Raw genomic sequence first — 25,723 nt, 5'->3', positions numbered from 1 at the left:
AAAAAATTTTTCAGACATAGAAATACCGGGAACCGAACCGAAGGGTTCTGCTCCCGGTCTGATCCTGCCATGCCGGTTTCTGACGTCTCAGAAAGCCGCCGCAAACCGCACGCCCTTTTCTGTATTTTCCATTTTATATGAAATCCCGTGATGGTCAAGTATTGTTTTTGTAATATAGAGCCCCAGGCCGCTGCCGCCGCTGTTCCGGCTGCGGGACTGCTCTGCCCGGTAAAAAGGCATAAATATATTCTTCAGATCCTCTTCCTCTATGCGGGCATCCGTATTCTCAACACAGAAAACGCCATTCTTCAGGGACACTGTAATTACAGCCCCTTCTCCGGAATAGGCCGCGGCATTTCCAAGCACATTGGTGAAAACCTTTTCCAGCAGGCGCCCGTCCCCCTCATAATGAAAATCCTGCTCGATCTCCATGCGCAGCCGCATCTGTCTGTCCTCGATCCGCCCCTTTATCTTCTGGCAGCTTTTCCGGAGCATCCTGCTGATATTCAGATCTGTCCGGATCAGCTGAAAATCACTGCCGCCCATTCTTGCGGCGAACAGAATTTCTTTCACAATCTCTTCCATATCATTTACCGTCTTCATGCAGTGGCGCAGATACCGGTCCCTGTCTCTGTATTCGCCGACCTGGCAGATCATCCCCTCCAGTTCCCCTTTCATAATGGCTATGGGAGTTTTCAGTTCATGGGACACTGCGGTAAAAAAATCAATCCGCTGCTTTTCCTGTTCCCGCTCTTTTTCAATGTCCTGCTGCAGTTTTTCATTTGCCGACTGCAGACTGTCCAGCGCCTCCGCCAGCCTGTCGGACATTTCATTCAGGCTGGCCGCCAGAACACCGATCTCATCGGACCGCTTCACTTCACATTTCCATGTCATGTCCAGCCCGGTCATCCGCCTGGCAACGCTGCATATACGGATCAGCGGCCTGGAGAAATACCGGGAACAGACAAAGGCGCCCATTACAGAGATGAGAAGGATAATGGCCGCAATAAGAGGAATGAGGTTCAGCAGTATGCCATATGACTGAGATACCGGCACAAGAGAAACCTCCGCGAAAATCCGGTACGTCTGTCCATTTTCCGCAAAGGACGCTGAACAGCTCAGAGATTTTGCAGGCGTTTCCCCTGCCTCATCATCCGCGAAGTTGACTCCGAACACATTTTCCTCGCTTTCAGCATCAATCCTGACCGAGGCATTATTTTTCATGGAAAATTCCAGAATCCTGTCAGAACTTGCCTCCCAGCCCTCCGCCTCCAGCGTCTCCGTCAGCTCATAGAAGTCCTCCGTTACCTGGCCCTCCATCTCAGTCCGGTAGTTTTTCGGCAGAAAAATCAGAACCATCCCGTAAATAATAATACAGCAGCCGGCCAGAAGAGCCAGCATGGCAATAAATGTTTTCGCCTGAATGCTTTCACGGATTCTCTTTCTCAATTCTGTACCCCACCCCTCTGACCGTCTCAATATAATCCCCGCCCAGTTTCCTGCGGATGTTTTTTATATGCGTGTTTACGATCTTTTCATCTCCGAAATAATCATATCCCCAGATGCTGTCAAGCAGACTTTCTCTTGAGAATACCCGCCCCTGATTTTCCATCAGAAGCCGGAGAATCTCAAACTCACGGGCTGTCAGAGAAACATTTTCTCCGCCGACAGATACATCATAATTATCCGGATCCATTACAATATCCCGATAACGAAGCTGTGTATCTTCCTCTCCGGCGCCGCCTTTCTCCATACGGCGCAGCACCGCTTCAATCCGCCGCACAACCAGAGGCATGGAAAAAGGCTTTGTTATATAGTCGTCCGCCAGAGCGTCGAAGCCTTTCATCTGGCTGAAATCGTCATCCAGCGCCGTAAGCATAATAACAGGCGTACTGCTTTCTCTCCGGATCATTTCGCACACGGAAAAGCCGTTTATCTTCGGCAGTAATATATCAAGCAGAACCAGATCCGGACGGCATTCGCGGAATCTGGCGATTCCTTCCGCGCCGTCATCCGCGGACACAGCCCGGTATCCGGCGTCCTCCAGAAATGCCCGGATAATATTCTGGATGGGCTTCTCATCTTCAATAATCAAAATCGTTTTCGGCATCCCGCGCACCTCCCTGATGGGCAGTGTAGCACAGAAATATGGAGATTTGGTGGAGCGGCACGCCTTTTTTATCAAAAGCAGCCGGGAAATTTAATCCTTTACTTTCTGCCTCTGAATATTCTTCCGCAGATTTCTTTGCATCTGCACCGGATGGAATGCTTCATTACACGGAAGATTCCCCACATTCCCGAATCACAGACCGGATCATACCTCAGGAACTGGGGATTCAGGGAAACCCGGGCTGACGGCTTATGTTTCAGTTCGAGAGGCACGGTGGGATAATTGAAATACGGAACCGGACGGTCCGGATCATGATCCCCATAGCGGTTGTATATCCTGTTAATTTAGCGTTCTTTATACTATATGTCAGTCCCTGGAATTTGGAGAGTTCTTTTTCCGGCCGCAGGGATCAGGTTCTGATACCTGCTGTCATTTTTCAGAAATCCAAAGTTTTCTTCGTCCCGAAAACATTTCCTAAGATTTTCTTTTATTTCCCCCAGATCTTCCTCTTTTATTTCTTTAAACTCCATATGCTCATAGAGGGATGAATTTCTGAAACTTTCGATTTCTTCTACGCCGGAAATCATCTCTTCCATTGCAGCAATCACCGTATCAGCGTCTTTTTCCAGAGCAGCGATTTCAAGGAAACTCGAAACCTCGTAATATTTCCCCATCTCGAAAAACTTTGCCGCCTCGGCCTGCTTCCGAACGATGCTCCGCGCCTTTTCCATATCATTTTCTTTCAGCGCAAGCAGATAAATGCCGTGAAGTTCCATGCTTACTCTCTGATAATCTGTAAACAGAAGTTCTTCATAGGCTTTATATGCTTCCTGCATCCGCCCTGTCTCAGCATAAATCTGCGCCTGTTTCCTTTTTCTTTCCGGATTCTGTATGGAAAAATACTCCAGATATTTTTCTGCTTTATCATACTGCTTCTTCCTCATATAAAATCCGGCCAGAGAATCCGCCGCGCTCATCCGTATAGCCTCATCTTTACTGTCCAGCAGGCGTGTGTATAAAGAAGTCAGATACGGATCGTACTGCGCTTTGTCCGGAACTTCCCGTATCGTCCGGTAGGCATCAAGACAGAGCGCGAGATTCAGAATCAGCGGTTCACAGTTCGGATACTGTTCCAGCTTTTTCCTGGCCCACCCAAAGGCCTCTTCATATGATCCTGTCTTCAGCTTCTGATCCGCTTCCATGATAATTCCGTTAATCTCTTCCGCTGTCAGATCTTCCCGGTATGACAGCAGGGTATCCAGTGAAATATCCAGCAGCCTGGCAATGGGCGCCAGGAGCGTAATGTCCGGATAGGAATTTTCATTCTCCCACTTATTTACTGCCGGGGCAGTCACGCCAAGCCGGACTGCCATCTCTTCCTGGGTCAGATTCCTGATTTTCCTGTATTTTCTGATTACTTTTCCCAATGACATATGATCATCTCCTTATGCTGTTTTTGCATCGGCCTTTGCTAATACAAGAATAGCAGAGGAAACATGTCCGGGCAATTGAATCTGAGTTAAACAGGAAGTTATAAAAATTAACCGTTGTTCATGTTTCAGGAACAAACCGGTGCATTTTTATATATTTGCATTCCCATGCCGGATCATAATAATAACTGTACTCCCTCATCTGGCAGCCATGACACAGGTCATCCGCCATCTCTAGAATCACATCCTTAAGTTCCAGATTCTCCTTCCATTTCTCTTCCATAGCGCTGTACCCAAGTAGAGCGCCGAGAATATTTCCTGTCACTGCCCCGGTAGAATCGCTGTCGCCCTTATGATTCACGGAAGCAATGATTCCGGCGGAAAAATCATCCTTATACCTGAGAGCACAGTACAGAGAGATTCCCAGAGTCTCTTCCGTTACCCAGCCCTCGCCAAGAGCATGAATATTCTCCAGATCATCCGCGGCATTCTCCGACAGCTCCACCGCCAGATTCATAATGCGGATCAGTTCCTCCAGGTGCCGGTCCCCGGCAAAAAGCTGTTCCATCATATCCCGGGCATCCAGTACAATTTCCTTCAGATCCGTATTTTCATCTGTCAGAATTCTGCTGATAATATGGGGCACTGCCGCCGCAGGCATGTAGCCGAGCGAATGGCCGTGTGTAATGGCCGCAAGCTGAGCGCCTTCCAGATCCAGTTCCCGCAGCCCTCCGGAATAATTCTCTCCCGGGCGGTACAGCAGCGCAAGGGGCGCCACCCTCATAATACCGCCGCAGCCCTTGCTGTTGTTCGCAGGATTTCTGATATAGTCCTTCCGGTTATCATTCTTTGCCGTCAGAGCGTCCAGACAGGTGTTCCCAGGCGCCCGGCGGGAATACAGTTCCGGCACATCAAGCAGCCAGGAAACGCCGCCTTCTTCCGTATAGCGCTCATGCCGGTTTACTTCCCGCATGGTACTTTGCTGTGTCTTCAGCCAGTCATAATACGCGCTCTTTACATATTCTCTGGGCGGCCCGGCAATCCCCCGCATCCGTCCGCGGGTCGCCCCGGCCAGCAGACCGTTTGCCGTAAACAGCGTCATCTGCGTATCATCGGAAATCAGGGCCTTCCCTGACCGGGAATCCGTCTCATACTCTGTAATCCCTTCAGGCCCGTATGTATCAAAAATCTGTTTCTCCCTCCAGAACTCAACGGCGTATCCCAGCGCGTCGCCGGCAGCGCCGCCGGCCATACACCCGCGGACCGCATCCAGGTGTTTTTCCGTTTCCCTGATCCTGGCCTGCGCCGCCTGATTTTCCTTCTCGTCTTCTTCCCGGTAAAAATGGCTGAAATTTCTGAAAAACTGCCGGAAATTGTACTGATCCGGAGAGTGATCCAGAACCGCGAAATCGATACGGCGGAAAAAATCCACAGCTGACATGCCGTCATAATCAAACTCCTTTATCGCCTTATAAAACAGATCCGACATAACGCGCGCGTCATTGCCGAAGGCGCCGCAGCCGAATGCTCCAAGGACCAGCACCTTATAGCCAAGATACGCCGCCGTTTTCAGCATGCCGGTAATCCGTTTATAAACCATTTCCCGATACTCCTCGTCCGACATTCCTTCCAGCCCCCTCTGGACCATCGGAGCCGCGCAGGTCATAACCGATACAATAACCGAGTCCTCAAGAAGATTACCGTTCTCGTCTTTCAGGATCTCCACATCCGGCGTAATAATGATTCCGTCGGATCCCATATAAGTATGAAGATTTCTGTTGTAGGAATAGTAAGCCCAGGCCTCCCTGCCTTCAAGAGACAGAAGCAGCGAGCTCCTGCGGCACAGATCTTCCTCCTGGGCCTTTGCCCCTCTCCTGACTCCGCCGCCCGGATTCACCGGATTTGCCAGGTTCAGAACAAGGATCCGGTTCTCCCCTTTGCCCTTCAGCAGATAAGAGCATTCCCTGCAGCGTTCCACAGCAAGAGAAAAAGAGTCCATATTTACACAGTCCACACCGATTCTTCCCATAACAACGGTATGGGAAATTTCTTTGCTTTCACTGATCTTCTCAATATCGTGCGGCAGATAAACAGAAGCATGTTCCATCTGGCGGCGGGAAAGTTTCAGTTTTATTTTCTTCCCATCTGTTATGTAATACCCCTTCTCCAGGATTTCCATGGTATCCTGGAAAATATTCATGTTATTCTGACTCATAGGCGCCTCCTTGTGAAATGATATTCTGTTCTGCAGATTATAAACACATACGGCTTATCCTTCATGGTTCTTCGCCCTTCCAATCCGTATACAGACAGTATACCATGAAAACCGGTATTTTCAGAAATCATCTGCAGTACAGACAGCTCCATCCCGGGACATTCCGGCAGGTTTGCCGGCAGAATTTATCTGCCGGCCCGGACTTGCCTGAGGGAAATTTGCCTGAGGGAAATTTACCTGAGGAGAATTTTCCCTTTTCCGTCAATATCAATTTTTAAATCCTCAAAGCCTCCGGTCAGAAAGCATACCCTGTATTTCCCGTCCCTCCGGCAGAAGACCGCTTCACAGAAAAGTTCTCCCATTGCCGCCAGGCGTCTCTCTCCCAGAGCCTCCACCCCGGCCAGCACTGCGTTTTCCGCCTCCAGCTGGAGCCGTTCCGGCATCTCCCGGTAGTGCAGACAGAGGTGTCCTTCCTCCAGAGGATTTCTGCAGATGCATTTTTTAAACGCGCTCCCTGCCATCATGTACACGGCAAAAGCTGCCGCCAGCTGTCTGTCGTACTTCTTTTCACAGTTTGAATAATTATTTGCCATCTTTTCTTCCTCCTTGACAAAAAGTTTTTCAGAGCAAGCATCAAAAAACCGATTTTGCAAAAGGGCGCACTTTGAGCCTTGACTCCAAATGCACTCTCCACAAAATCGGTTATAATAAAATTCAAACTTTAATGGTAAAGAAGTACTCTACCGTTACTTATCTTATCATTCTCTGCCTTCCGCGTCAACCGGAAAACAGAAGAATTACAATAACATTTCCTCCAGTTCTCTGTGGGGCCGCGACACATCTGACTGGTAAATATCAATGCAGTTCATCAGCGCTCCGCCTTCCGCATATGACGGAAAGAGAAACCCGCACTCCGGGCTTCCCGCCTCGTAATCCCCGGTAACCGGACAGACCGCGCAGATCAGATACTCAAACATCTGCTCCGACTCTCCCAGCCTGACATGATCCGCCGCCTTGGCCGGAATATCATACCGGTCATGAAATACAAAGATCCCGTACTCATGATCTGAACGATATTTTTCTCCTGTCATCTCGTAGAAAATCTCAAGCAGGGCATCGTTCTCCAGCCCTGAGCTGCGGATTCCCAGCAGGAGCTGATACATGCTCTCCTTTCCCCTGGAATATTCAGGAATCACATAACGCTTCAGATTGCCGTTCGTCTGCGCAAAAGGAATCGCCCTGGCAATCTCCAGGTTCTTCGCCCGGTCCGCTCCCGACAGCTTAAGAAAACGGGTGTTGAATGTGCCGTCAATAAACCCGTCCGGATCCATATATGCCCCTGCGATCCGTGTGATTGAAGTCCGCTTCACTGTCATGCGGCGGGTGAGGGCAAGCATGTCCTCGCGGTCAATCTTAAGAGAACGCCGGGGTGTGTTAATGTCTGTGTTCATAGTGTTTACTCCTTGTCAAGTCAGATTCCGGGCCGCTGAGGTGTTTCAGAGAAGTTCCAGCGGTCTTTTATACAAAGGATCTGATTCACACCTGTTTTTCTCACATTATACGCTCCGCCGGGAACACTGTAAACAACCAAACCATACACAAACAACCAGAACAGATTTTTTCATCTGTTTTATCAAAGAATCTCTTGACTCTCACGCAGCGTGATATTGTATTCTTTTCTCAGAGGAACATAACAGATGCTGACCGGTCATCACTGTTCTGACCCTTTTATGAGAGGAGCTGTTTCAATGAAAAGTATAAGCCAGGTTGCCAGACTGACTGGCATCAGCGTACGGACACTGCAATACTATGATGAGATCGGACTGTTAAAGCCCAGTGAACTCACTTCATCCGGCTACCGCCTGTATGATGATAACGCGCTGCAGACCTTGCAGCAGATTCTGTTTTTTAAGGAGCTGGGATTTTCGTTAAAAGAAATCAGACAGATTCTTGAGAATCCGGATTTTGACAGAATCACCGCCTTTAAAGAACAGAAAAAATGTTCCGGCTGAAACGTAACCGAATCGAACGGCTTATACAGCTTCTCGAACGGCTTGAAAAAGGAGAACAATGTATGAGTTTTAAAGAATTTGATCTTTCCGATTACATCAGCGCTTTGGAGGATTTTAAATCCAGTCAGGCTGAAACCGTCATTGAGCACTGGGGAAGTATTGAGAATTTTGATCTGTTTATTCAGAAAATCAAGGATGATGAAGAGCATGTTGCAAGGCTTGCAATCCAGCAGTTGTATACCACATATCGGTCAGTGGTAAACTTTCTTTACGCTTAAATTCTAGCAAGTGCAAAAGAAAAAGTCCATAAAACCTTGCATTAAATTGTATGCGAAAAATTTCAAATTATTTATTAATTTACTCAATCTTGGCGTGCCGCTCGATATTATTAATCGTATTTGTTTAAGTACTGTATGGATTCACGTCATTATTCAAACTCGCAAAATCAAATTTGGTTCTATACTGTTTTGTATAGGAAATTTGATTTGTAATGGTTCTATTTGGCTCCAACTGTCTCGGTTCTATGGTCTGCCGCCGTTGGTGTTATCAATTTGTTATCATGCTGATGTTATCACGCTCGCTTAAGTGTCTGGTTCTGACATATGCCTTGCCTTCAGTCTTACATGCACATTTGAAGCTCCATATAACACATCTGTGACTGTCACTTTATCCTGATCTACAATGTAACAGACAAGATAATTGTCAATTACCATTCTGCGCATTCTCCAAGATTGTTCCGGCTCTGCCTCAAAAAACGGACATCTCTCAGGATTACTTTCCAAAGTGAGAATTGCATCTGCAATACGGTTATATTGACCCATAGCATTCTCCGGCGCCAGAAGAACATCTGCTATATAATCATAGATCTCTTCCATATCGGCAAGGGCTGTCTGGGTAATTTCTACAATCCGTTTTTCCATCACCTATGAGTCTCCCTAAACTTTTCAAATGCTTCTGCAGCGTTCTCTGTCCTTCCGGCTCTGTAATCATCATAACCCTTCTGAAGCTTCGCATGAAGAGCCGCATCTGTCATCTGAGAGGCATCTATATCTACCGGTGCCTTTGGAAGCGTAACGGGAAACGGAATCCCTCCAACTAAAACTACTTGATTCAGGAACATATCGACAGCCGTTGACATTGGTATGCCCAGACGCGAAAGAACTGTCTCTGCCTCTGATTTTAATGTGGGATTAATCCGTAGATTAAGTGTTGCTGATTTCTCCATAATGTCACCTCCGTTTACGCTTTAATTGTAACGTCTTCGTCGTTACGTGTCAATAATGAGTTGTAGAATAGTTTAATACTATTTCTTCTTTTTTAGCCCATATCGACTATAACCTCTGTATATTCTTAACTTCCTGACTTTTTCTCACTCAAACTCGCAAAATCAAATTTAGTTCTATACAATTTTGTATAGGAATTTTAATTCTATTTGATTTTATTTGTTTCCAACTGTCATATCTCTATGGTCTGTTTCTGCTAGTGTTATCAATCTGTTATCACAATTTTGTTATCATTTATATTTTTCTGTATATCAATATTTCCACCTATATCACCACAGGCAATCGAGAAGGATTTGAACATTGGGCAAAACTGAATAATCTGAAAGAAGCTGCCAAGACATTTAATTACCTCTCTGAAAATAATCTGCTGAACTATGAAGACTTCCAACAGCATATCTCTGATGTTGAAAATTCAATTAAGGCAACTGAACATCGAATTGAAGAAATCGGAAATGAAATAAACACACAGAAAGTCATCCAAAAGCATTGCGATTCTTACCGGCTCTGTCGTAAAGTTATCGAAGCTGGAAAATCAGCACCAAACCAGAAAGACTATCGAAGCAGGCACCAGGCAGAATACCAGCTCCATGATTCATTAAAAAAAGAGCTTCAGGATCTCGGTGTTACCAAAATCCCAAGCTCTGAGAAAATTCAGAAGAAAATCAAGAATCTGGAAACTGAACATGTCGCCACTATTAAAGAAAAACAGGAATTGCAGAAGAAGCAAAAAACACTGAATATAATTCAACAGAATTTTACTTCATTACTTGATTTTTCACACTTAGCTTCTCATGATCATACTCCTACGTTGTAGGTAAGATGCGTAGCATCTTACCTGCAACATTTCCAGTTATCTTGTACTTATTTCTTCTTTGAATTTGCCATCGTAGCAATATCTCCCACACCATTTAAAACCATAGTTGGACGATATGCATAAGTTTTAAGTGTATCTTTCGTTGAGCATCCTGAGAGAACCAATACAGTAGACATACCACTTTCCATACCTGAAATCACATCTGTATCCATGCGATCTCCAACCATTACAGCTTCTGCGGAATGACATCCAAGCATATTTAAACCTGTTCGCATCATCAATGGATTCGGTTTCCCACAGAAATATGCCTGTGTGCCTGTTGCCATTTCTATAGGTGCAACCAATGCACGACAAGCAGGAGCAATGCCGTTCTCAATCGGTCCGGAAACATCTGAGTTTGCTCCGATCAGCTTTGCACCTTTCAGAACCAAATTCGTTGCTTTTGTTAATGTATCCAATGAATAGGATCGTCCCTCTCCCACAACAACATAATCCGGATTCACATCATTCATTGTGATACCTACATCATAAAGTGCATTTAACAGACCGGCTTCTCCTATCACAAATGCTGAACATCCTGCCGCCTGTTCTTTTAAAAAAGCTGCTGTTGCCAATGCACTGGTATAAAAATGTTCTTCCGGCACATCAAGTCCCATCCTTGCCAGTTTCTGATTTAATTCCCGTGGTGTATACCCGCTATTATTTGTCAAAAATAAGTATTCCTTCTTTTCATCATGTAACCACTGAATGAATTCTGGAACACCTGGCAATATCTGATTGCCATGATAAATCACACCATCCATATCGCAGATGAACCCTTTTTTCTCGTTAAAATCAATTATGGAATTTCCCATATTCATATATGCCCTGCCTTTCTTTTTCTTTAGAGTACGCCTTGTTCTTTTACTTCTGAAAAATCTATTTTCTACGACCATTGTAATATCGTATCATACGCACATAAAATCAAATACATAACGGCGTGAAATCAAAGTGAATTATTCTATCAGCAGAACCTTTTATGACAATATATCTTTTACACATGTACTCCGATAGTCACTAGGCGATATTTTATATCTTTCCTTAAATACCCGGTTAAATGTTCTCTGACTTTCAAAGCCACTATCCAGGCAAATATTTGTAATAGAATCACTCGTATTTTCCAAACGATGACATGCGTAGTTGAGCCTTGCATCGTTAAGATACTGGTTGAAATTCCTATGAAATGTTTTGGAAAAGAGTCTGGATAAGACATATTTGCTTACTCCAAGGTCTTTCGCCATCTCTTCCAGTGAAAGCTTCTTTTTGAAATTTGCTGATATATAGGAAACCGTCTGGTAAATAAGGTCATTGCTCCCCACATGGCTCTTCTCTACCAGATTCAGTTTTCCTATGCAGCGTGCCAACACAATTTGAAGATAAGCCTGTGCGACTGTAATATCCGACTGTTCTGTCTCTAAAATCGCATTGATAACCCTATATACCTCCGGCTCAACCTTTTCCGCTTTGATAACTGGATATTCAGGAGCCATGGACTGCATGATATCTGCAAATTTACCAATCGTAAATGGCGATGCGATCAGATAAGTCGCTTTATTTACACCGGGTGTCAGTACCTGATAGTGATGAATAATATCCGGAAATACAAAGCCTATATCTCCTTTTTCCATATGGTAAAGTTCCTGTCCGACACCAAGCTCTAATGTTCCACTTGTTACACAAACAATCTCCAGTGCATTATGAAGATGTGGTTCAATATGTTTTGACTTTTTATTTACTGCTATGATCTCCTCTTTTGTGTCAACATATTTTAACTGCATGAAATACTCCCCTTTGCAACATTTGTCTATATCTTCTTTCGATTTGGCAAGCAATCCTTTTTCATCTATCCTATAATCAACTTGTAAACAAGGAAAGGAGGAATCGCAAATGAGCAATCTTAAAAAATATCTGAACGACCTTTTAGTATTCTACGCTGACTATTTTGAGCATCCATATCATGTATAAATACTAAAAGGACTATTTTGTGAAAACTGAATATTTTTTCTTAAGACCATTTCACAAAAATGAAGTGGTCCTTTTTTTTATAAACTTTCAATAAATCTTTTGAATGCAGCTTTCCCTTCCTCTGCCCAGTCAGCATGGGCAGCCATCCCGTTAAGCATTCCAATTGCTTCTTCTATATTCAAAATACTGTCCCCCGCTCTTTTGCCTGTTTCATTGTTTCATAATATGTAAAAAGCATTGCCTAATTGAAGATTCAATCAGACAATGCTTTTTCCTTCAAATCTTACTCCATGTCTGATGCATCTGTTACTTCATCTGCAGTAATCCCTTTTTCTGCTTTCAGTTTCTTATTTGCACCTTCTACATTCATTCTTGAAAGTACAAACATAATCAATACATCAAAGATTAATGGAAGCCACAGATACATAAACTGCATCATATCAAGTGCTGATTGTGGCTGAGTTGCATTTGTTCCTACATAGCCGCTGAACTCGAGCATCCATCCAACAACAGCTGTTCCAATACCTCCACCGATCTTTACACCAAGAGACGTACAAGAGTACATAGTTCCGTCAATTCTCTTTCCCTGTGTAAGATAAGTGTATTCAGAGCAGGATGCGATAACCGCATTCATATCTCCCTGCCATGGTCCCTGTCCTAATGCTGCAAGAGCCGTAAATGCCATCATCAGCGGAACGCTACCCATATATCCGGCAACAACAACAAGTGCTCTACCGATAACTGCTAAGATATAACCTCTTAAGTTCAGTTTGTACATACCTTTCCACTTACCAACTAAAGTTGGTGTGAAAATCAAAGCAATAATCAGTGGAATATTAACTGCCCATGCAAACTGTCCGAACAAGTTTTTGTTTTTCAGTACCCATGTCATGTAATAAATACCGGCTCCAATCATGGCACTGTATAACTGCTGTAAAATGTAAGTTCCACAGATCATCATGTAATATTTGTTTTTGATAAGAAGCTTAAATGCCTGTACCATTCCGTACTTCTCATCCTCATTTTTTACTTCTCCTTCGTTAAGTTCCTCTTCTGGAAGTTCTTTAACAGAAAGAGCAGAAATTGTATTTACAATAAGACCAATAATTGCATAAATAATTGCTACAGTTCTCCATGCAGCTGCATCTCCACCACACTTATCTACAAATCCAACTGTAATTGCCTGAATCAGAACGCTTGTTGAAAATGCAAAAATGAAACGGTAAGATCCCATCTGCACACGTTCTTTGCTGTTCTTTGTGATGAGTGATGTAAGTGCTGAATATGCAATATTATTAGCTGTATAAAACACACCATTTAACAGTGTATAAGAAATAAAGAACCATGCATATTTAGCGGTTGTTCCCCAGCTGACTGGTACTGCAAAACAGCAGACTAATGTAATGGCACATCCAATATAGCCATACAACATCCAAGGCTTTGCTTTTCCCATTTTGCTGTGTGTTTTGTCGATCATTGATCCAAAGAATATATCTGTAAAACCATCAAATAATTTTGATACGGCAATCAGGGTACCTACGACACCAGCAGCAAGTCCTACTAAGTCTGTCAGATAGACCATCATAAAAGATGTCAGGAACGCATAGACTACATTACCTGCGATATCACCTGAACCATATCCAATTTTGTTATACCATTTTAAATACTTTTTTTCTTCCATAGAATTCTTTTGCTCCTCATATTCATCGCACTTAGAATCTCAAGATGCCTAACAGTATGGTGCCTAATTCTAAATTTTTTGCTTTGTTTTTATCTGATTGTTCTGTATATCCGGACTTTACAAAACACCCAGACTCTCCTTCCTTGTTAACGGGTTACTTAAAACTTTATTATCCCTTTACATACGGAACCAGAGTAAACTGGAACCGGAATAATACATCATTAAATCGATACTGATCCAATACAACCGGACCACAACTGTTAGAACCTATTCCATTTAATGCATAGTCAACACAAAATATCACGCTGTCTGATTCTGTCAATTCATAATTATGCGTTTTCTTCTCAAGTTCTTCCTGTGTATAATAAGAAGCATTGAATGAAAATGCCTTTTCTGCGGATGCCACAATTCCATATCGGCTGTTGTTAAGCTCTACATATTCACAATCATAATGGCTTCCGTTTTCCTGTGGACGGATATAGTCCTCATGTAAATCCCCTACATTTGCCCGGTACAGACCGTGACTCGCTGCCTGATGTTTATCACGATAGCTCTCCTGTGGTCCCATTCCAAAGTATCTGGCATCTGAAAGTTTCTTATCCAAAAACATTCTCACTCCAAATCTCGGAAGATCCGGGAACTCTCCATCTTTTGTTACTGCTATATCTGCATCAATCTTTCCTGCAGCATCTATTTTCCATGTAATCGTCACATCAAGAATCTTCTGTACCGTCTCTGCCACAACGGAAGCATGGCTTGTAATCTTCACACCATGTTTTCCCTGTGCAACCTCTGTCGTATAGGCTCTTGTGTAAGCCTTATCATAGTGAGCTTTCTTCCATTCAGACTTGATGTACATATCGTTATCTGTTGGAGCTCTCCAAATATTCAACTCCATCGGATGATTCAGATATTCCCGTCCTGCAAATTTCATCTCTGTAAAGAGAGCCGTACGTCTGTCTATGGTGTAGGAAAATTCACGACCTTTGATATGAATCTGTGTATCATTTTCATTCACCTGTAATTCAGAGTTCGTTGCTGTTTTTTCCATCCATTTCTCTGCGAGCTGACATTTTGCATCTTTCTGACTTACCTCAATTTCATCAAATCCCAGAATGTGGTCTTCCTCTAACAGTGGCATTTCTTTTTTCAGATGGTAAATAAGTTTTAAATAGCATTTTCCGCTTTCTGGAACATTGACTTTCAGATTTGTCTTTCCTTCACTGTGTGGTGCCACAGACACTTCTGAAAGTTTACCTTTTCCGATTACAAGACCATCTTGCGTCAGTTCATAACTGATGTTTACATAATCATTCAGGTCATCAAAATCCATATAATTGTGAAGTACCAGCTCTCCACTTTCTTTATCATAAGAAACCACCCTTGCCGGACGATAGACATTCTTGTATTCCAAAAGTCCTGTGTGGGCAGTTCTGTCCGGATATACTAATCCATCCATGCAGAAATTGCCATCATGGATATCTTCGCCATGATCTCCTCCGTAGGCATAGATTGTCTTTCCATTCTCAGCAGTGCCATGAGCAATCGCATGGTCACACCATTCCCAGACAAAGCCGCCGCACATTTTATCATTATCCTGTATCATCTGGAAGTAATCTTCAAAATCTCCAGGGCCATTTCCCATGCTGTGGCAATATTCTACCAGAAGGAATGGTTTGCTTCCGTCCTTGTCCAGATATTCCTGAATCTCGGAAAGTGCCGGGTACATACGGCTGTACACATCCAAGTTGCTGTAATCATATGTTTCATCATAATTACGGTATCTTGCACTCTCATACTGTGTGATACGGTCCGGATCAAATTTCTTTGTCCAAGCAAGTGCTTTTTCAAAGTTGCAACCATAAGCACTTTCATTTCCCATTGACCACATGACAATACAAAAACGGTTTTTATCACGTTCTACCATGAGTTTCACACGGTCAACGATAGCTGCTTCCCACGCCGGATCATCCGCAATTTTTTCATTCCACCGCTTGAATCGATTGTAATCCGTGTCTTCTTTTCTGTAGAGCATAAATGGTCCATGAGCCTCTATATCTGCTTCATCTATCACCATAAATCCATACTTGTCACACATTTCATAGAAAAATGGTGCATTCGGATAATGGCTGGAACGGATAGCGTTAAAATTGTGCTGCTTCATTAGCGTAAGATCGGTTGTAATCTGTTCCACACTAATTGTAAATCCAGTAACCGGATCGGAATCATGTCGATTGACACCACGGAATTTAATCTTCTGTCCGTTTAAGTAAATAACCTGATCTTTGATCTCTATCTTTCTGAGTGCGATATGATCTACAATTACTTCATTTTCTGTTTCAAGGATCAGTTTGTACAGGTATGGATTTTCTGTATTCCAAAGCTCCGGACTTGCAATCTCTAACACCGCTGTTCCTTCTTCGGTAATACTTCCTACTGCGACAACTGCTCCATTTTTATCTTCAATCGAAATTTTTACATTTGCCGGAGAGTAGAATTTCACATCAAGTTCTATCTTTGCAAGCATATCCTCAATCTTTGTTTTTATATGATAATCGCTGATTGCCTGCTCCGGACGTTTCAAAATGTACACATCCCGGAAAATTCCACTCATACGGAATTTGTCCTGATCTTCCAAGTAAGAACCGTCACACCACTTCATTACCAATACTGCTATGGTATTCTTTCCATCCTGAAGAAGGTCGGTAATATCAAACTCACTGGTCATATGAGAAACCTGGCTGTATCCCACATAAGAACCATTGACCCATACATAAAAGCAACTGTCTACTCCCTCAAAATTTAAAAATGCTTTTGGTGCATTTTCATCTTTATGATAGTCAAAAGTATGTGCATATGCTCCACACGGGATATCCTGTGGTACATACGGTGGATCAAATGGGAACGGATACCGGATGTTTGTATACTGGTGTGTGTCATATCCTGCCATCTGCCATACACTCGGAACCTGAATCTCGTCAAAGTTTTCTGTATCATAATCCTTCTCAAAAAAAGATTCCTGAATATCATAGATGCTGTTATAATACTGAAATTTCCAAGTTCCGTTTAATAACTGCATACGGTCTGATTCTTCCCTGTGTTCCACCAGGTTGTCCATTCTTTTGGATGCCGGAACATAATAGGCTCTGGCTGGCATTGTGTTTTCATGCAGTACACTTAAATCCTCATAATAACGTGGTACAATCATAAATAACTCTCCTTCAATACATATACATTTTTTTATACGTTGTTCTCCCACAGCAAGTCTTGTTCTTTACTTTTTTGTTTACGTTTCTTTGTTTTTCTATACATAGCTTATCCTAATCCGCAAAATATGTCTATGAATTGGATTAGACAAAATATGCACTAAATGATACAATGGTAAAAAGTAGGAAAAGAGGTGCTGCCCTATGTATATGAATACTGGTTATCTGAACCACTCCCATATGGATTTCAAAGACAAAAGTCGCCCACTGATTGTAGGAAGCTGTGGTACTTATCGCCTTTCCAGCCATCCAAAATTACCAACCTACCGTCCAAGGGGACGCCTGGATTATCAGATCATCTATATCACTGCCGGTTGTGGACATTTTCATTTTGACAATGTAGATAATGAAACGATTGTTCCCGCCGGTAATATTGTACTGTACAGACCGAAAGAGATTCAGAAATATGAATATTATGGGGAAGATAAGACAGAAGTATACTGGATTCACTTTACTGGCAGCAATGTAAAAAATATCTTGCGTCAATATGGATTTCCGGATAAAGAACGGGTTTTCCAAGTCGGCACATCTATGGAATATGAACGGGTTTTTAAGCGTATTATCATCGAACTCCAACGCTGTCAGGATGATTATGAGGAAATGCTTGTTCTTCTGCTTCGTCATCTACTAATCACTTTCCACCGAGAACTGACACGAGAACATATCCTGAAAAACGAATACCTGGATCAGGAAATGAACACTGCAGTTACCTATTTCAGCGAAAATTATAATCAGGACATCAACATAGAGGATTACGCAGCCTCACGAGGCATGAGTGTCAGTTGGTTTATCCGGAATTTCAAAAAATACACCGGTTCCACACCAATGCAATTCATCGTAGGAATCCGGATCAACAATGCTCAGATGTTACTTGAAACAACAACCTATTCCATCAATGAAATCTCTAAAATCGTCGGATATGATAACCAGCTGTATTTCAGTCGGCTTTTTCACAAGCTGAAAGGATATTCACCGCGAGAATACCGAAAGCTGAGAAACAAATTCTGAAATCCACAAAGAGGATACCACAGAATCATCAAAGCAATGATTTGTGGTATCCTCTTCTCTCTTTTACTATTCTTATTTTACGAACTCAACCGAATAATAATACATATACTCATTATCTGTATCTATGTATTCACCTTTAATATCCTGTATCGGCAACGAACTCACTCCTTGTTCGCCATAGATCAGTGCTGCCAATCCTTGCTCTGTTCCGTATTCTATCGGGCTTTTGTTCTCTATAGACGTTGCAGATCTGCCATAATATTCTCTGTTTGCAACACCCTCCAAGATTGGCATTTCTGTCATATATTTTGAATATTCATCTGCCGCAATAAGCTTTGCAGTAAAATTATCAAAATCCGGCGTAATAACAATCAATCCATTTTTTGCAGATTTCACATCCTCATAGGAAAGTTCCAAAACCTTCTTATGAGAAATTCGTTTTCCAGACTGGTATTCTGACAAGTAAACATACAATGTTTGAAATGTATCTTTTGAATTGTATCGAAACATCATGGTTCCATCAATTCCAGATAACAATTCAGCTGTTTTCATTTCTACACTATCTGGTGCTACTGCTTCTATATAATTTTGTGGTTGCCGCAATTTATTACATACCATGATTCCAAAAACAATAACACATACTCCCACCGCAATAAGAAGTACAGCAATAATTTTCTTTAAATAACGTTGCTTATAACTGCTATCTTTGGTTATCTGTATCAATGTATCTTCTGATTTTTTTTCTACATTAGTTACCTCAATATCTTCACCTGCCAAAAATTCATTAAGACTGATTCCTAATATTTCACATAATTCTAAATACACAGACACATCTGGTAAACAGATCCCTCGTTCCCACTTAGAAACTGACTTATCACTCTTCCCCAGTTTCTCAGCGAGCTGTTTTTGAGTCATACCAAGTTTTTTTCTTTTTTCTGCAATATAGCTTCCGATTTTCACAAGGTCCATAGCCATTCCCCCTTTTGGGATTATAGTATCTATTTTCTCAGAAAAAGTACACCCCTTAATGGTAGAATCATGCTGTATTCAACAGATTTTCATTGAATTACCAGAAATTGCTGGAATAGAATCTTCTGATTTTTTGAAGGCGGAAAAAGCGGTCAACCATAAAGATCAACCGCTTAGAATTGTTATTTACCCAAAAACGAATATACCTCTACCAACAATCCTTTGCTATTGGAATTTTTCCCGATTGTATATTTCCAAATCGTATTCATCAGTTTCTTTTCATCCAACGGCTTCGATAAGTGTTCATTCATTCCAGCTTCTTTGCTTTGTTTTTTATCTTCCAGAAACGCATTTGCAGTCATTGCAAAAATAGGAATTGTTTTTGCTTCTTGCCGTTCCAGTGATCTAATTGTTTTTGTAGCAGTCAGTCCATCCATCACCGGCATCATAATATCCATGAGAATCACATCAAAATAATGCACCTCTGATTTCGCAAAAATATCGACTGCCTCTTTTCCATCTTTTGCAGTGACGACATTGATTCCAGCATTTTCCAGAATAAACTTAGCAATCTCCATATTCAACTCATTATCTTCTACCAAAAGTGCTGTCAATCCCGAAAGATTTTTCGATAAATTTTCCTCTTCCAGCGTGTCTTCTTCTTTATAATCTGAATCGAGTTCAAATGAAATTGTAACTGTGAAGGTTGTACCGACATTTAATTCGCTTTCTACCGCAATCTTTCCGCCCATCATTTCTGTGAGTTGTTTGGCAATCGGCATTCCAAGCCCAATTCCCATATAACTGGTCCTTGCACTGGAATCTTCTTGTGCGAACGGTTCAAACACATGAGAAAGAAAACTTTTACTCATACCACGCCCTGTATCTGAGCATCTAAACTTATAGGTTGCCTTTCCACCTTCACATGCTACTTCCTCTGTACAAAAAAAGATAGAACCACCTACCCGGTTATACTTGATTGCGTTTCCATCAATGTTCTGCAGAATCTGTTTTAAATGAAGTGGACTTCCAAGTAATTTACGGTGCTTGATTTTACTATGATCCACAGAAATCGTCAACCCTCTTAAGTCCGCATTCATTCTGGCAACACCATTTACTTCCTGCAGAACTGTAATTAGGTCAAAAGGTGTATGCTCAAGCGTAGTTGTACCGGATTCCAATTTATTCATATCCCTGTTCTTCCAGTTCTTTGTTCAAGTTACCAATGATTTCATAAGCCGATGTCTGTTTTACTTCCAGAAGCTCACATATATCAGCCGCCTTTAAAAAAAGTTTATTCTGCATAATCAGTACCTCCTGTATTTTGAATATTTATCTTTTCATATACTCTGTACTGACAGGTGCAAAACAGGACATCCTATTTCGGATTTTTGCAAAAATTATTTTTTTTACGGTTGCTTCCATAATGTAGCTGGTATCAGGAGCTCATTGAAAAAGGGTATAAAAAAAAACAGTTTGCTCCAACGGAAAATACTTCCATTAAAACAAACTGTTCTTTAATTTCCACTAATTATATCTTTCTGAATTTGGATGATTTTACGAAAATCTCGTCATTGTCCGGAATAAAAGCAAGAGAAAAAATAAATTTTAACTCCATTTGCACTCCACCGGGCAATTCAGAAGTCCCGCAAAGCCTTTATTTACGGGCTTTTTCGCATTTTTGTCCGCTATTCAAACTCTATCGTCCCCGGCGGCTTACTGGTCAGATCATAAAATACCCTGTTAACCCCCCGCACTTCATTTATAATCCTGCTCATTACTTTATTAAGCACCTCATACGGAATCTCCGCCGCCTCTGCCGTCATAAAGTCAATTGTCTTCACCGCTCTCAGCGCCACTGCGTAGTCATAGGTTCTCTCATCTCCCATAACCCCGACGGAACGCATATTCGTCAGAGCCGCAAAATACTGATTGATCTCTCTGTCCAGACCTGCATTGGCGATTTCTTCTCTGTAAATCGCATCCGCATCCTGCACGATACGTACTTTTTCTGCGGTAACTTCTCCGATAATACGGATTCCAAGCCCCGGTCCCGGGAACGGCTGACGGAATACCAGTTCCTCCGGAATTCCCAGCTCCAGACCCGCTTTGCGAACTTCGTCTTTAAACAGATCCCGCAGCGGCTCGATGATTTCTTTGAAATCAACGTAATCCGGGAGTCCGCCCACATTGTGGTGGGACTTAATCACTGCGGACTCGCCGCCCAGGCCACTTTCTACCACGTCCGGATAGATAGTTCCCTGTGCAAGGAAATCTACGGCTCCGATCTTCTTCGCCTCTTCTTCAAACACCCGGATAAATTCTTCGCCGATAATCTTACGCTTCTGCTCCGGCTCGGTCACCCCTGCCAGTTTGTTATAATATCTCTCCTGAGCATTTACACGGATAAAGTTCAGGTCGAAGTTGCCTTCCGGTCCGAAGACAGCTTCCACTTCGTCGCCCTCATTCTTACGAAGAAGGCCATGGTCTACGAAGACGCAGGTCAGCTGTTTTCCGATGGCTCTGGAGAGCAGTCCTGCTGCCACGGAAGAATCCACGCCGCCTGAGAGCGCCAGCAGCACTTTGCCGTCTCCAACTTTTTCGCGGATCGCTTTTACGGAGTTTTCCACGAACGCATCCATTTTCCAGTCGCCGATGCAGCCGCATACATTTTTTACAAAGTTATTGATCATCTTTGTGCCTTCCGCCGTATGCAGTACTTCCGGGTGGAACTGGATCGCGTACAGTTTCTCCGCCTCATTTTCAGCCGCTGCCACCGGACAGTCTGCCGTATGGGCGGAAATTTCAAATCCCGGCGCCGTTTTCGCTATGTAGTCGAAATGGCTCATCCAGCAGATCGTCGGCGTTGATACATTTTCAAATACTTTGGACGCGGTCTTGTCGATCAGCACTTCTGTCTTTCCGTACTCTCTGACATCCGCTTTCTTCACTTCACCGCCCAGCACATGCATCATAAGCTGCGCGCCGTAGCAGAGTCCGAGAACCGGTATTCCCAGTTTAAACAGCTCGTCTGAGTAGGTCGGTGAATCGGGCAGATAGCAGCTGTTCGGTCCTCCGGTGAGAATGATTCCCTTCGGGTTCATTGCTTTGATCTTTTCAATATCCGTTTTGTAAGAATAAATCTCACAGTACACATTACATTCCCTGACACGTCTTGCGACAAGCTGATTATACTGCCCGCCGAAGTCAAGGACGATTACTAATTCGTTCTTCAAGGCTTTCCTCCTGATTATGTGCCCCGGACGGCACGTTTTCTTTTCTCCTAACAATTATAGTTGAGGCGGCCTCTTTTTACAAGCACTTCATGATCCGGCTTCCGCTATTCCTCAATCAGTTCCAGATTTTCGCCCCTTGTCTTACACACCGGGCAGACCGGTTCTTCCCCTTCCGGCACCTCAAAAACTGCCCCGCAGATTTTACATTTATACTGTTTCACTCCGCCGCCTTTTTCTTCCTCATTGCACGGGATCAGCTTCAGCAGCTCTTCCGCCGCCTCTGCGGGAAAATCATCCGAAGGCGGATTTTTCACCAGTTCCTTCAGAAGCTGCCGGGCATTGGCGCTCTGGGGAAGCATATATCCCGACTCCCTGAGCAGGTCTTCATTTACCAGGCGGACCGATTTTGCAAATGCAGTCATCAGCCGGTACAGACCGTCAGTTTCCGCGGTCTCCGCCAGCTGAAGGGCGATCTTTTCCTGCCAGGCTTTTCCTTCTGCCAGCGCAAAGGAGGGACCGGTTACCGCTTCTGTCTTCTTCTGCTGAGGAGGGTACTCTGCGGGCACCATGGAAATGGCGCCGCTGGGGCAGGCTCTGGCACAGACTCCGCAGCCCAGACATTTCTCCACATCAATAATACTGTTTTCCGTATCGGTAGCGCCTACCGGACAGACATACAGACAAAGGCAGTCTTTTGTACACAGGCGCAGATTTCTTACAGCAATCTCTTTCATGCAGGAACCCTCCTTTCCACTTTTTCAAACTTCCAGGCAGGTACTTTGCACACAGGACACAGTTCCGGCGCCTGATCTCCCACATAGACAAATCCGCAGACCGTGCAGACCCAGATCTGCGTGTCTTTCAGAAAACTTTCTCCTTCCCTTTCGTACCTCTGAAGGAGAGAATTCAGAATATTCGTTACCTTCCCTCCCCAGGTACAAATGCGGAGGGTTCCCCTGTCCTTCTCCGCTTCCGCTGCAGCTCTGAGTACCGGATACCCTTCCTGCAGGTCATTCCGGATCAGACCGGACAGTTTCTCCATGTCTGCATCCGCCTCATCCGGCGTTATGGATGCAAAATAATCCGCTATCTGACGATACAGCGCTGCTTCTCTTTCTTTATACTGTTTTTCACATCCCCGCGCCAGATTGGAGCAGATAGCTGACATCACTCCCGGAGACAGTTTTTCCATGTCTCCGTCACGCGAAGAGACAGCTGCCCGCACAGTTTTTTCCCCGGAATCCGCGGCAGTTTCCCGGGCTTGTCCGGACTTGTCATTCTGATCTTTTACCGCAAATGCGCTCTTGCCTGCGCCGCACACGGGACAGGCCCAGGCATCCGGAAGGCCGGCAAACGGCGTCCCCTCTTTTGCCTCATCATACACATAGCCGCAAATGGAACAGACGTACTTCATAGACATCCTCCTCTCTTTTCATGCCATGTCTGATATCAGGTCAGACAGCACTGAATCTTTTTCAGCAGTACGCAAAGCATATCATTTACGCGTCTGCCTCCGCAAATATTTTCAAATAATTCTGTTCTAATTATCTTTATTTCAGAATATTTTGTCAATATATAAAAGCAGACAAAAAAGAGAGATCCCAGTATATTTTTCATACACCGGGATCCCCTGTAATCACTCTTTATTCTATTCTGCCAGTCTTCATATCTTCTCTCTCATTCAGAAACCGGCTGGCCGCCGCATTTCCGGAAACTATGCCGCATATTTGGCAAGTTCTGTCTGAAGATCTTCACAGTTGTCTGAATGCACCTGCAGTTCCAGCGTGCTGTTGAGTCCAAGATGCATAATTCCAAGCAATGATTTTGCGTCTACTACAATTCTTCCTCTTTTGACGTCAACATCAAAGTCATACCTGGATACTGTGTTTACGAATTCAACAATTTCATCCGGGGTTTTAAACGTAAGTTTCATGTCGCTCATTATTCATCTCACCTCGCTTTTCATCTTACTGTGACTGATGCCGGCATTCTGTTCGCCGTATACTTTGATTCTCACCTGAATCAAGCGTATCATACCACACTTTCCCAGTTTGAAAAGGGTGAAATTTTTTGAATAGGTAGAATTTTTTAATGAACTGACTTACGATATTCCGTCGGCAGCACCCCTACTTCCTCTTTGAATACCCGACTCATATATTTGGGATCCGCGTATCCGGTCAGCTCCGCGATCTGATTCAGTTTCAGTCTTGTATTCAGGAGCAGCCCTTTAATCCGTTCAATTCTGTAATGTCTGACTGTCTCCGTAAAACCTGTTCCCGTCTCCTTTTTAAACTGAGAACTCAGGTACTCTTCAGATACAAAAAGACGTCCCGCGATCTCCTCGAGAGTAAGACCCTGATCATAATATTTCCGTACCAGTTCCACGGCTTTCTGAACCAAAGGACTGTACCGCGTATCTCCTTCTTCCGAAAATGCATTAAAATTTATAACATTGAGAAACTCTTCCATCGTACTGCGGATCTGGCCCCAGCTCATGGCAACCGTAATTGACTGCATACAGCTCTGGATCCTGAGTTCCGATTCAATTTCATGCTGAGTTTTATACGCATTTACCACCGCAAGATTAAAGCGGATCAAACATTCCTTCATTTCCGCCGGACTGTGGGGCTGACTTCTCAGCCGGTCATAGAGCCGGTAATAACATTTCTTTATTTCCTCTCCTTCCAGCTCAAGCACAGCCTGCCTTGCCTGCCTCTCCAGCTCCGCCGGATACTTTACGGGAACCACCGCAAGCCTTTCCACGTCTTCTTTCCGTATCAGATCTCCCCGGTCAAAAAGGAGATTCCATTCCCGCATGCGTTCAATTCTTTTCAGGCCTTCCAGCAATTCAAGACCATTTTTCATATCGGCCCAGACACATACGATTTCACCCCGGAAGCTTCCGCATACCGCCGGCACCGCATGTTCTTTGAAGAAAAGATAAGCCTCCGTCTGATCTTCCATACGATATATAACGGCAGTCAGCACTCTCCATGCATCAACCTCCAGCACACAGGCAGAAAAATTTTTATCCGCCGCCGCGTTCTCAAGGAACCGGCGCACATCTTCCCGCTGCTCTGTATAATTACTCCCCAGCCATACCGTACAGACAGATATCGGCTCATCCAGCGTAAATCCGTATTTTTCCCGCGTCATAGAATGAAACCTTCCGTCCGGATGAATCTGACCGTTCAGGCAGCCCCGGAAAATATTCTCCACTGTAAATGCCGCCGCTATTGCCTGCTCATTTTCCAGCTTTTCTCTTACACTGAGTACTGCCTTTTTCAACTGAGCCTTTTTCAGCGGCTTCAGAATATAATTGTCAACGCTCAGTTCAATAGCCTGTCTGGCTTTATTAAAATCCGTATCCGCGGTCAGGACAATAACCCTGCACGAAACGCCCTCGCCGCGCAGCTTCTTCAGCATAGTTACTCCGCCCATTCTGGACAGCTGAACGTCCATAATCACCAGATCCGGACGCGCTTCACTGATCAGCTCATATCCTTCTCTTCCATCTGACGCGGTGCCTGCCACTTTATATTCCGGCCCGGACTTCTCCAGCAGCTTTATCAGCTCTTCTCTGACCTGCGCTTCGCCGTCTACGATTACAATCCGCATTCATGACTCCCTTCTCATTTGTCTGTTCGTACCGTCCCGTCAGCCACATATCCGTACGTATATTCCGGAAACGGCTG

Annotated in this window: 22 protein-coding genes and 1 pseudogene; 3 read left to right on the top strand and 20 right to left on the bottom strand. The window is 43.8% G+C overall.

Going from position 1 to position 25,723, the window contains the following annotated elements; genetic code table 11:
• Nucleotides 1-87 precede the first annotated feature (87 nt).
• The 6 genes from AC0QUU_RS03220 to AC0QUU_RS03195 all read right to left on the bottom strand — a co-directional run bounded on the left by AC0QUU_RS03220 (nt 88) and on the right by AC0QUU_RS03195 (nt 7,206).
• Complete coding sequence (locus tag AC0QUU_RS03220) at nt 88-1,449, bottom strand: sensor histidine kinase (RefSeq protein ID WP_474544557.1); 1,362 nt, start codon at nt 1,447-1,449, stop codon at nt 88-90.
• On the bottom strand, nt 1,430-2,110 hold the full coding sequence (locus tag AC0QUU_RS03215) for a response regulator transcription factor (protein WP_474544556.1): 681 nt from the start codon (nt 2,108-2,110) through the stop codon (nt 1,430-1,432). Before AC0QUU_RS03215 ends, AC0QUU_RS03220 begins: the two co-directional genes overlap by 20 nt.
• A gap of 359 nt (nt 2,111-2,469) precedes the next feature.
• The gene (locus AC0QUU_RS03210) at nt 2,470-3,543 is read right to left on the bottom strand and encodes a helix-turn-helix domain-containing protein (protein ID WP_474544555.1); all 1,074 of its coding nucleotides are present in this window, start codon (nt 3,541-3,543) and stop codon (nt 2,470-2,472) included.
• Between the two features lie 118 nt (nt 3,544-3,661).
• Nucleotides 3,662-5,755, bottom strand: coding sequence for a TIGR02452 family protein (locus tag AC0QUU_RS03205; RefSeq protein WP_474544554.1), 2,094 nt, complete (start codon nt 5,753-5,755; stop codon nt 3,662-3,664).
• Nucleotides 5,756-5,988: 233 nt separating this feature from the next.
• A complete protein-coding gene (locus tag AC0QUU_RS03200; RefSeq protein WP_474544553.1) occupies nt 5,989-6,348 on the bottom strand; it encodes a hypothetical protein in 360 nt (119 codons plus the stop codon).
• 204 nt (nt 6,349-6,552) lie between these two features.
• Complete coding sequence (locus AC0QUU_RS03195) at nt 6,553-7,206, bottom strand: DUF4317 family protein (protein WP_474544552.1); 654 nt, start codon at nt 7,204-7,206, stop codon at nt 6,553-6,555.
• Nucleotides 7,207-7,503: 297 nt separating this feature from the next.
• Between AC0QUU_RS03195 and AC0QUU_RS03190 the strand changes: the two are divergent.
• Nucleotides 7,504-8,000, top strand: a pseudogene (locus tag AC0QUU_RS03190) (MerR family transcriptional regulator); the annotation flags it as partial.
• Between the two features lie 348 nt (nt 8,001-8,348).
• Here the strand turns inward: AC0QUU_RS03190 and AC0QUU_RS03185 are convergent.
• Together AC0QUU_RS03185 and AC0QUU_RS03180 are read right to left on the bottom strand one after the other, a co-directional pair.
• Nucleotides 8,349-8,687, bottom strand: a complete 339-nt coding sequence (locus AC0QUU_RS03185) for a type II toxin-antitoxin system RelE/ParE family toxin (RefSeq protein WP_474544551.1) — start codon at nt 8,685-8,687, stop codon at nt 8,349-8,351.
• The gene (locus tag AC0QUU_RS03180) at nt 8,687-8,992 is read right to left on the bottom strand and encodes a type II toxin-antitoxin system RelB/DinJ family antitoxin (RefSeq protein WP_474544550.1); all 306 of its coding nucleotides are present in this window, start codon (nt 8,990-8,992) and stop codon (nt 8,687-8,689) included. Before AC0QUU_RS03180 ends, AC0QUU_RS03185 begins: the two co-directional genes overlap by 1 nt.
• A gap of 257 nt (nt 8,993-9,249) precedes the next feature.
• On the opposite strand from AC0QUU_RS03180, the gene AC0QUU_RS03175 reads away from it, so the two are divergent.
• Nucleotides 9,250-9,864, top strand: a complete 615-nt coding sequence (locus AC0QUU_RS03175; RefSeq protein ID WP_474544549.1) for a hypothetical protein — start codon at nt 9,250-9,252, stop codon at nt 9,862-9,864.
• 47 nt (nt 9,865-9,911) lie between these two features.
• On the opposite strand, the gene AC0QUU_RS03170 is transcribed toward AC0QUU_RS03175, so the two are convergent.
• The 4 genes from AC0QUU_RS03170 to AC0QUU_RS03155 all read right to left on the bottom strand — a co-directional run bounded on the left by AC0QUU_RS03170 (nt 9,912) and on the right by AC0QUU_RS03155 (nt 16,757).
• Nucleotides 9,912-10,724 carry an HAD-IIA family hydrolase gene (locus AC0QUU_RS03170; RefSeq protein WP_474544548.1) on the bottom strand — a complete coding sequence of 271 codons (813 nt, stop codon included), beginning with the start codon at nt 10,722-10,724 and terminating at the stop codon, nt 9,912-9,914.
• A 156-nt stretch (nt 10,725-10,880) separates the two neighbouring features.
• On the bottom strand, nt 10,881-11,681 hold the full coding sequence (locus tag AC0QUU_RS03165) for a helix-turn-helix transcriptional regulator (protein WP_087151638.1): 801 nt from the start codon (nt 11,679-11,681) through the stop codon (nt 10,881-10,883).
• Nucleotides 11,682-12,151: 470 nt separating this feature from the next.
• A complete protein-coding gene (locus tag AC0QUU_RS03160) occupies nt 12,152-13,549 on the bottom strand; it encodes an MFS transporter (RefSeq protein ID WP_087173574.1) in 1,398 nt (465 codons plus the stop codon).
• 169 nt (nt 13,550-13,718) lie between these two features.
• The gene (locus AC0QUU_RS03155; protein WP_474544547.1) at nt 13,719-16,757 is read right to left on the bottom strand and encodes a glycoside hydrolase family 2 TIM barrel-domain containing protein; all 3,039 of its coding nucleotides are present in this window, start codon (nt 16,755-16,757) and stop codon (nt 13,719-13,721) included.
• A gap of 202 nt (nt 16,758-16,959) precedes the next feature.
• Between AC0QUU_RS03155 and AC0QUU_RS03150 the strand changes: the two genes are divergently transcribed.
• Complete coding sequence (locus tag AC0QUU_RS03150; protein ID WP_474544546.1) at nt 16,960-17,823, top strand: helix-turn-helix domain-containing protein; 864 nt, start codon at nt 16,960-16,962, stop codon at nt 17,821-17,823.
• Nucleotides 17,824-17,895: 72 nt separating this feature from the next.
• Here AC0QUU_RS03150 and AC0QUU_RS03145 read toward each other — a convergent pair whose 3' ends face one another.
• The 8 genes from AC0QUU_RS03145 to AC0QUU_RS03110 all read right to left on the bottom strand — a co-directional run bounded on the left by AC0QUU_RS03145 (nt 17,896) and on the right by AC0QUU_RS03110 (nt 25,646).
• A complete protein-coding gene (locus AC0QUU_RS03145; protein WP_474544545.1) occupies nt 17,896-18,792 on the bottom strand; it encodes a helix-turn-helix domain-containing protein in 897 nt (298 codons plus the stop codon).
• A gap of 182 nt (nt 18,793-18,974) precedes the next feature.
• Entirely contained in the window at nt 18,975-19,982 is a 1,008-nt protein-coding gene (locus tag AC0QUU_RS03140; protein WP_474544544.1) for a response regulator, read from the bottom strand.
• Nucleotides 19,975-20,097 (bottom strand): hypothetical protein, encoded by a 123-nt coding sequence (locus tag AC0QUU_RS03135; protein ID WP_474544543.1) that lies wholly within the window; start codon nt 20,095-20,097, stop codon nt 19,975-19,977. The genes AC0QUU_RS03140 and AC0QUU_RS03135 overlap by 8 nt, the downstream gene beginning before the upstream one ends.
• A 383-nt stretch (nt 20,098-20,480) precedes the next feature.
• On the bottom strand, nt 20,481-22,028 hold the full coding sequence (guaA, locus tag AC0QUU_RS03130; RefSeq protein ID WP_474544542.1) for a glutamine-hydrolyzing GMP synthase: 1,548 nt from the start codon (nt 22,026-22,028) through the stop codon (nt 20,481-20,483).
• Nucleotides 22,029-22,132: 104 nt separating this feature from the next.
• Entirely contained in the window at nt 22,133-22,762 is a 630-nt protein-coding gene (locus tag AC0QUU_RS03125; RefSeq protein ID WP_474544541.1) for a 4Fe-4S binding protein, read from the bottom strand.
• Entirely contained in the window at nt 22,759-23,442 is a 684-nt protein-coding gene (locus tag AC0QUU_RS03120; protein WP_474544540.1) for a rubredoxin-like domain-containing protein, read from the bottom strand. The genes AC0QUU_RS03125 and AC0QUU_RS03120 overlap by 4 nt, the downstream gene beginning before the upstream one ends.
• A gap of 300 nt (nt 23,443-23,742) precedes the next feature.
• Nucleotides 23,743-23,970, bottom strand: coding sequence for an HPr family phosphocarrier protein (locus AC0QUU_RS03115; protein WP_474544539.1), 228 nt, complete (start codon nt 23,968-23,970; stop codon nt 23,743-23,745).
• A 146-nt stretch (nt 23,971-24,116) separates the two neighbouring features.
• On the bottom strand, nt 24,117-25,646 hold the full coding sequence (locus AC0QUU_RS03110) for a response regulator (protein WP_474544538.1): 1,530 nt from the start codon (nt 25,644-25,646) through the stop codon (nt 24,117-24,119).
• Between the last annotated feature and the right edge of the window lie 77 nt (nt 25,647-25,723).

The organism is Mediterraneibacter sp. HA8405 (assembly GCF_056148955.1).
Note: the sequence above shows the minus strand (reverse complement) of the source record. Positions and strands in the feature narration are given on the sequence as shown.

What these genes read in the sequence shown, in the direction of transcription:
- AC0QUU_RS03215 (WP_474544556.1), bottom strand. Translation starts at nt 2,110, where the DNA reads ATGCCGAAAACGATTTTGATTATTGAAGATGAGAAGCCCATCCAGAAT.
- AC0QUU_RS03210 (WP_474544555.1), bottom strand. Translation starts at nt 3,543, where the DNA reads ATGTCATTGGGAAAAGTAATCAGAAAATACAGGAAAATCAGGAATCTG.
- AC0QUU_RS03205 (WP_474544554.1), bottom strand. Translation starts at nt 5,755, where the DNA reads ATGAGTCAGAATAACATGAATATTTTCCAGGATACCATGGAAATCCTG.
- AC0QUU_RS03200 (WP_474544553.1), bottom strand. Translation starts at nt 6,348, where the DNA reads ATGGCAAATAATTATTCAAACTGTGAAAAGAAGTACGACAGACAGCTG.
- AC0QUU_RS03195 (WP_474544552.1), bottom strand. Translation starts at nt 7,206, where the DNA reads ATGAACACAGACATTAACACACCCCGGCGTTCTCTTAAGATTGACCGC.
- AC0QUU_RS03185 (WP_474544551.1), bottom strand. Translation starts at nt 8,687, where the DNA reads ATGGAAAAACGGATTGTAGAAATTACCCAGACAGCCCTTGCCGATATG.
- AC0QUU_RS03180 (WP_474544550.1), bottom strand. Translation starts at nt 8,992, where the DNA reads ATGGAGAAATCAGCAACACTTAATCTACGGATTAATCCCACATTAAAA.
- AC0QUU_RS03170 (WP_474544548.1), bottom strand. Translation starts at nt 10,724, where the DNA reads ATGAATATGGGAAATTCCATAATTGATTTTAACGAGAAAAAAGGGTTC.
- AC0QUU_RS03165 (WP_087151638.1), bottom strand. Translation starts at nt 11,681, where the DNA reads ATGCAGTTAAAATATGTTGACACAAAAGAGGAGATCATAGCAGTAAAT.
- AC0QUU_RS03160 (WP_087173574.1), bottom strand. Translation starts at nt 13,549, where the DNA reads ATGGAAGAAAAAAAGTATTTAAAATGGTATAACAAAATTGGATATGGT.
- AC0QUU_RS03155 (WP_474544547.1), bottom strand. Translation starts at nt 16,757, where the DNA reads ATGATTGTACCACGTTATTATGAGGATTTAAGTGTACTGCATGAAAAC.
- AC0QUU_RS03150 (WP_474544546.1), top strand. Translation starts at nt 16,960, where the DNA reads ATGTATATGAATACTGGTTATCTGAACCACTCCCATATGGATTTCAAA.
- AC0QUU_RS03145 (WP_474544545.1), bottom strand. Translation starts at nt 18,792, where the DNA reads ATGGACCTTGTGAAAATCGGAAGCTATATTGCAGAAAAAAGAAAAAAA.
- AC0QUU_RS03140 (WP_474544544.1), bottom strand. Translation starts at nt 19,982, where the DNA reads ATGAATAAATTGGAATCCGGTACAACTACGCTTGAGCATACACCTTTT.
- AC0QUU_RS03135 (WP_474544543.1), bottom strand. Translation starts at nt 20,097, where the DNA reads ATGCAGAATAAACTTTTTTTAAAGGCGGCTGATATATGTGAGCTTCTG.
- AC0QUU_RS03125 (WP_474544541.1), bottom strand. Translation starts at nt 22,762, where the DNA reads ATGAAAGAGATTGCTGTAAGAAATCTGCGCCTGTGTACAAAAGACTGC.
- AC0QUU_RS03120 (WP_474544540.1), bottom strand. Translation starts at nt 23,442, where the DNA reads ATGAAGTACGTCTGTTCCATTTGCGGCTATGTGTATGATGAGGCAAAA.
- AC0QUU_RS03115 (WP_474544539.1), bottom strand. Translation starts at nt 23,970, where the DNA reads ATGAGCGACATGAAACTTACGTTTAAAACCCCGGATGAAATTGTTGAA.
- AC0QUU_RS03110 (WP_474544538.1), bottom strand. Translation starts at nt 25,646, where the DNA reads ATGCGGATTGTAATCGTAGACGGCGAAGCGCAGGTCAGAGAAGAGCTG.